The sequence below is a fragment of the Cupriavidus sp. UYPR2.512 genome, assembly GCF_000379565.1.
Taxonomy (GTDB): domain Bacteria; phylum Pseudomonadota; class Gammaproteobacteria; order Burkholderiales; family Burkholderiaceae; genus Cupriavidus.
In genome coordinates, this window is record NZ_KB902852.1 from 582,355 (window position 1) to 588,803 (window position 6,449).

Genomic DNA, 6,449 nt, shown 5'->3' on the forward strand with positions numbered 1-6,449 from the left:
CCATGCCCGTCACGCCTTTTCGCATTCGCTGGCCAGACCAGAGCGAAGCGCTCTGCTATTCGCCGTCATCGGTCGTGACCGAGCATCTCGACGCCGGCCGCACCTATTCGTTAGCGGAGTTCGTCCACCTCGCTCGCCTTGCGTTGGGCCAGGCTTCTGAGCGCGTACGTATGAAGTACGGCTATGCCTGCTCATCTGCCATGGATCAGCTGCAGGTGATCGAGGAAGACGCAGCAAGATTCCACGAGTGGCCTGGCGCTACCGTGCATGTGATCGGCTTCGGCCGCTAGCAAGTAATCACGGCCGACGCCGTGACCGAACGACATTCGCATCAAGGAAACCATGCCATGACTAGCAACAGCATCGATACGCCCGTCAACGCCGAGCCCCGTCACGTCCCGGTGATCGTGGTGGGCGGCGGCCAGGCCGGCCTGTCCGTCAGCTACTACCTGAAGCAGGCCGGGATCGAACACCTGATCCTGGAGAAGCATACGCTTACCCATACCTGGCGCACACAGCGCTGGGACGCATTCTGCCTGGTCACGCCGAACTGGCAATGCGCGCTGCCAGGGTATCCGTACCGCGGCGACGATCCGCACGGATTCATGAAGAAGGACGAGATCATTGCCTACCTGGATGGCTTTATCGCGGCCGTGGCAGCGCCGGTGCTCGAATATACCGCCGTACTGAGCGTCAAGCCGAGGCCGCAGGGCGGTTATCTGGTCGCGACGAGCCGGGGCGCATTCAGCGCCGACCAGGTGGTCGTTGCTTCCGGTGGCTACCACACGCCGATCGTGCCGCGCATGGCCGAGCGACTGCCGGCTTCGATCCGCCAGATCCAATCCGCGGATTACCGGTGCCCGCAGGACCTGCCGGAAGGCGCTGTGCTGGTGGTGGGATCCGGACAGTCGGGTGCGCAGATCGCCGAAGACCTGCATCTGGCCGGGCGCAAGGTGGTTCTCGCGGTTGGGGAAGCGCCGCGCTGCGCGCGCTTTTATCGCGGCCGCGATGTGGTCGACTGGCTTGCCGACATGAAGTACTACGACTTGCCCGTCACCGAGCATCCTCTGCGCGAGGGCGTGCGCGACAACACCAACCACTATGTGACCGGCCGCGATGGCGGGCGCGATATCGACCTGCGCAGGTTTGCCACCGAAGGCATGGAGCTGTACGGCGTGCTGGAAGACTACCGCGACGGGCAGTTGCATTTTGCGCCGGACCTGCGCCAGAGCCTTGACGATGCCGACGCGACTTACAACCGCATCAACGCGAGTATCGACAAGTTCATCGCCGAACGGGGCATCGAGGCGCCGCCGGGCAGTGTCTATGAGCCGGTATGGGTGCCGGAGGCGGAACGCACCGCACTCGATCCACAGGCAACCGGCGTCAGCACCATCATCTGGTGCATCGGGTTTCGGCCCGACTTCAACTGGCTGGAGGTCCCGGTCTTCAACGGCCGCGGCTATCCGGGCCACGAGCGCGGCGTGACCGCTCAAGCCGGCCTGTACTTCCTGGGCCTGCCGTGGCTGCACACGTGGGGGTCAGGACGCTTCTCGGGCGTCGCGCGCGACGCGGAGTACCTGGCCAGCCTGATTGCAGCGTACGGGTGCGACACCGCACTGGCCGCATGAGATGAAAGCCGTTCGCTCGCACCATATCGCCGGCATGCCGCAACTGGCCTACACCGGCCTGTCGGAAAGCTGGCTGCTGAAGACCTGCGGTGACCTGCACTGGCGCCAGCTGGCTGCGGGTGCCGGCCTGGCCGTGCCGGACTTCCGTGACCGCGAGGGCAATCCTGTCTATGCGGCCTTCACCGCCGTGCGCGTACGCGATGCGGCGTTAGACAGGATCCGGGAGCATGGCGAATTCACGCTGGACTCTCACATGGTGCCTGCAGGCGGCGTAAAGCGCCTCAGCAGGCATGTGGTGGCATCACCGGATGGAGCACGTCGCGCCACCGTGACGATGCTCTCCACCTTTATCCGACGGGCGCGCGAGCGGGACAATCGCTCCGTCGTGCGCGCGATGCCGACGGTGGCCGCGAACTGGACCGATGTCGGGCCATCGGGGGAGGCCACGAGCCTGTCGCAGGCTGCCAGGCACTTCCGTGGCGGTGAGTGGGGCATCCACCTCGGCCTGCGGCAAGAGCAGGATCGCGCGTGTCACGCTGTCAGCTACCTGCCGTGCCCATACAACGACTTCAATGGTGCCGACCTCCTGTATTTCGCCAGCTTCCAGGCGATGGTTGATCGGGCCGAATGGCAATGGCGCGGCCATGCGGATCCCCCGACCGTGTTTGAGCGTGACCTGTTTTTCCACGGTAACATCAATGTTGGCGAGGTCCTGGAACTGTCCTTCTCGGCCCTGCGCGAAGACGAGACGGGGCTGGCGCACTGGTGTGAAATCCGGCGCGCTGCCGACGGCGAGAAGATCGCGGATGTCGTGACCCGCAAGCGCGCGAGGCAACGATGAATCCGGAATGGGACGAGCAGCGCGTCGGGGCGGGCCTGAAACCCGTGTATGGCCCGGACGACCTTGCCGGTCTGAGTCATCTCGGCGGCATGCCTGGCGAGGCACCCTTTGTGCGCGGGCCTTACCCGGGCATGTACCGGCAACGCCCGTGGACGATACGGCAGTATGCAGGGTATGGCGACGCCGCAACGTCGAACCTGGCGTATCGGCAATCCCTGATGCAAGGGGCACAGGGCCTGTCCGTTGCGTTCGACCTGCCAACTCATCGCGGCTATGATTCTGACGAGCCCGAGGTGGCGGCCGACGTCGGCATGGCTGGCGTGGCCATCGACTCGGCTGACGATATGCGTCGCTTGTTCGACGGCATACCACTAGAGCAGGTTTCGGTGTCGATGACGATGAGCGGGGCGGTGCTGCCCGTCCTGGCGGCCTTCCTGGTCGCGGCGGAGGAAGCCGGCGTGCCGTACGACCGGCTGCGCGGCACCATCCAGAACGACATCCTGAAGGAGTTCATGGTCCGCAATACGTGGATCCATGCCCCTGAGCCGTCGTTGCGGATCGCCACGGACGTGGTCGAATGGCTGTCCACGCACGCCCCGAAGTTCCACGGCATGTCGGTATCGGGCTACCACTTCCAGGAAGCCGGGGCAGACCCGCCGCTGGAACTCGCGCTGACGCTGGCTAACGCGCGGACCTATGTCGATGCGCTGCGCGCCCGGGGCCTCGATGTCGACGCCTTCTGTGGCGGCCTCAGTTTTTTCTTCGGCGTCGGCAAGCAGTTCTACATGGAGATCGCCAAGCTGCGCGCTGCCCGGCTGCTGTGGCACGACATCGTCCGCGAAAGGGGCGGCACGACTGCCCGTGCCACGGCGATGCGGATGCACTGCCAGACCTCCGGGTGGACACTGGCGGCACAGTCGCCCCACAACAATATTGCCCGTACCACGATCGAAGGCATGGCGGCGATTTTCGGCGGCACGCAATCGCTGCATACCAACGGGTTCGACGAGGCCTTGGCGCTGCCGGGCGCGCAGGCGGCGCGGATCGCGCGCGACACGCAATTGATCCTCCAGCATGAGTTTGACCTGTGTGACGTGGCGGATCCTTGGGCAGGCTCCTATCTGGTCGAATCGTTGACGGGGGGCATGGTCGACGCCGTTTGGTCTATCCTCGGCGAGATCGATGCGCAAGGGGGCGTGCTCGCGGCACTGGAATCCGGCTGGGTCCAGCAGCGCATTCACCGGAATGCCCTGCGGATGCAGGCGCGGATCGATGCCGGAGACGAGGTCGTGGTCGGCGTCAATCGTTTCCAGGACGACGACGAAGCGCCGCCAGTGTGCCTGGAAGTCGATGGCAGCCGCGTCCGCGCCGAGCAGGCGAATCGGTTGGCGACGTTGCGTGCAAAGCGGGACGAGCCTGCAGTCAGGCAGGCCCTGGGTGCACTGGCACAAGCCGCGCGCGGCGGTGACAGGAACTTGCTGGCCTGCGCCATCGACGCCATGCGCTGCCGGGCGACGGTTGGCGAATGCACGCGTGCCTTGCTTGAGGTCTGGCCGCGCTACGCTGCGCAACTGGCCTATGACAAGGCGCACTACGGCGCTGCCCGCGCCGGGAATGCGAACTGGGCGGCGGCTTGCGACCGTGTCAGGTGGCTGCGTACGACGCTCGGGCGCGCACCGCGCATCCTGGTGGCGAAGCTTGGGCAGGACGGGCACGATCGCGGCGCGAAGGCGGTCGCCGCCGCGTTGAGCGATGCCGGCTTCCAGGTCAGGCTGACGCCGTTGTTCCAGTCGGCCGGGGCCGTTGCGGCGCAAGCTCGCGATGACGACTTCGACGCCATCGGCATCTCGACGCTTGGCGGAGCGCACCTTGCCTATGTGTCTGAGTTGTTCGAGGCCCTTCGGCAGCGCGGGGATGCCGTGCCGGTATTTGTCGGCGGGATTATTCCAGCGGCGCACCGGCGCGCCCTGGAGCTGGCAGGCGTCCGCGGCATCTATGGGCCAGGGACGCCGCAAGAGCAAATCGTCACAAAGATCGTGATGGTGCTGACGCCAAAGGATCAAGGTGTCGGGATGCATCAGGTTGCGGCCGATTAGGGATCCGTGGGACACCACACCGCTATATTGCGGACGCCAGATCTCCGATGTGCGGGTGCCAAGCCCGCTTTCGCGGCCCTGACGCAAGACGCGTTGCCCCTGGCTTTTCTGCCGTCCTGACTGTCAGGTAGTCCTGCCTGCACACGACCAGCGAAATCAAATTTAGCTTCGATTGCGCAATGACGTGTCCAAACTTGCCAACAAGCATAACGTGCCCTTACTGCCACTTTATGGTTGCGTTTGCGGACATGCCGTTGCTTTCCCACATACGTACTTTCACCTAATGCTGCATTGCGACAATTCCTTTGCTACAATCAGGGAAAACCCCATAAGGGTAATCCCGAAAGGAAGGACGCCATGAACACCCAATCCGATATCAAGCTGACTGACCAACTCGAACGCGAACTGATCGACCGTGAACTCGGTACGCAAAGCCTGGGCTTCGCCCACGACGTGAAGCGCGCCATCGCCTTCGTCCAGCGCGCGATCGAGGGCCTGCAGAGCCAGGCCCGCAAGGCCAAGGTGGTCTACGCCAACGGCTGAAGTGCTGTTTGCAGCATAGTGGTTGCCGCCCGTTGCGGGCTGCGTGGTAGAACCGGCCATACGTGCGCCCGCCCGGGCAGACGCGGCCGGTTTTGTTTTGCCCATGGCTTTTTGCGTGCTTTGTGAATAACTTTCGCAAGGCTTGCCAGACCTTTTCGTTTGGCCGGGACGAGGCGGGGGGCTATCGTGGATGCCTTCGCAATACGCTTTCCCGACCATGCCCCCGCTTGTCCTGCTGTGCCTGCTGATCACCTATGTGGTCTGGGGCACGACCTACCTGGCGATCCGCTTTACGCTGGAGAGCTTTCCGCCGCTGTTCATGATGGGCACGCGCTTCCTGTGCGCGGGCTTGCTGCTGGCCGCCTGGCTGGCATGGCGGGGCACGCCGATGCCGTCGTGGCGGCTGTTGCGCAACTGCGCGGTGCCGGCGCTGTTCCTCCTGGTGGGCGGCATGGGTTTGACGGCGATTGCCGAGCAGACGATTTCTTCCGGTGCCACCACGGTGATGATCGGGTCGATGCCGATCTTCGCGCTGATCTGGAGTGCCTGCTTCGGCAACGGGCCGAAATGGTATGAGTACGTGGCGATCGCGATCGGCAGCCTGGGCATCCTGGTGCTGACCGCGGGGGCGGAATTCCGTGTCAGTACCGGGGGCGTGGTGGCGCTGATGCTGGCAGTGGCGAGCTGGTCGTTCGGCTCGCAGCTGGCGCGCCGGCTGGAGCTGCCCCAGGGCGCCGCGGCATTTGCCGCTGAGATGCTGATCGGCGGCGCGGTGCTGATGGTGCTGTCGGCGCTGCGGCAGGAGCCGTGGCCGGCATCGGTCAGCGCGCAGGCCGGCTGGGCCTGGGTCTATCTGGTGGTGGCGGGGTCGCTGGTGGCGTTCTCTGCCTATATGTACCTGGTGTCCACGGTCAGCCAGACGTTGTCGGCCAGCTATGTCTATGTGAACCCGCCGGTGGCGCTGGCGATGGGTGCGTGGCTGGGCGGCGAGCAGATCGCCCCGCAGACGCTGGGTGCGGTGATGCTGATCCTGGTGGCGCTGGCCGTGCTTAGGAACGTGCTCGAAATAACTTCCCGCTATGCGGCGTTCCGTGAGCGGATGCTGTAGTTCCACGCAGGCAAGGTTGAGTCGTACTCGATGTTCAGTGAAGCACGGACGCAACGAGTGACTGTCCGTCCGGCTTCATAGACTCCGTCAAGAATGTCAGCAGTAACTTTCAGTCCGGTTTTTGTGCAGGCTTTTTCGATCAGTTCACGAACCAGACTAACGCTGCTGAAGACTACGCCAGCACAGGCTCGCGTAATGTGTGGAAACACGCGGTGCTCGATCGGATTATG

The 6,449-nt window shown here is 64.4% G+C and carries 6 protein-coding genes and 1 pseudogene; 6 read left to right on the forward strand and 1 reads right to left on the reverse strand.

The window, feature by feature from the left end; genetic code table 11:
- Positions 1-2: 2 nt before the first annotated feature.
- The 6 genes from A3A5_RS0102635 (at position 3) to A3A5_RS0102660 (ending at position 6,219) form a co-directional block, all read left to right on the forward strand.
- Positions 3-290: an MSMEG_0570 family nitrogen starvation response protein gene (locus A3A5_RS0102635; RefSeq protein WP_018309114.1), complete on the forward strand. Its 288-nt coding sequence runs from the start codon at positions 3-5 to the stop codon at positions 288-290.
- A 57-nt stretch (positions 291-347) separates the two neighbouring features.
- Positions 348-1,631: an MSMEG_0569 family flavin-dependent oxidoreductase gene (locus A3A5_RS0102640; RefSeq protein WP_018309115.1), complete on the forward strand. Its 1,284-nt coding sequence runs from the start codon at positions 348-350 to the stop codon at positions 1,629-1,631.
- Position 1,632: 1 nt separating this feature from the next.
- Positions 1,633-2,472, forward strand: coding sequence for a Pnap_2097 family protein (locus tag A3A5_RS0102645; RefSeq protein ID WP_026200379.1), 840 nt, complete (start codon positions 1,633-1,635; stop codon positions 2,470-2,472).
- Positions 2,469-4,568, forward strand: coding sequence for a methylmalonyl-CoA mutase (scpA, locus tag A3A5_RS37570; protein WP_051108473.1), 2,100 nt, complete (start codon positions 2,469-2,471; stop codon positions 4,566-4,568). Before A3A5_RS0102645 ends, scpA begins: the two co-directional genes overlap by 4 nt.
- 357 nt (positions 4,569-4,925) lie before the next feature.
- Positions 4,926-5,111: a hypothetical protein gene (locus A3A5_RS0102655; protein WP_018309118.1), complete on the forward strand. Its 186-nt coding sequence runs from the start codon at positions 4,926-4,928 to the stop codon at positions 5,109-5,111.
- Between the two features lie 217 nt (positions 5,112-5,328).
- Positions 5,329-6,219, forward strand: a complete 891-nt coding sequence (locus A3A5_RS0102660) for an EamA family transporter (RefSeq protein ID WP_035811759.1) — start codon at positions 5,329-5,331, stop codon at positions 6,217-6,219.
- On the opposite strand, the pseudogene A3A5_RS40710 reads toward A3A5_RS0102660, so the two are convergent.
- Positions 6,189-6,449: pseudogene (locus A3A5_RS40710) on the reverse strand (ISAzo13 family transposase); the annotation flags it as partial. The gene A3A5_RS0102660 and the pseudogene A3A5_RS40710 overlap by 31 nt on opposite strands.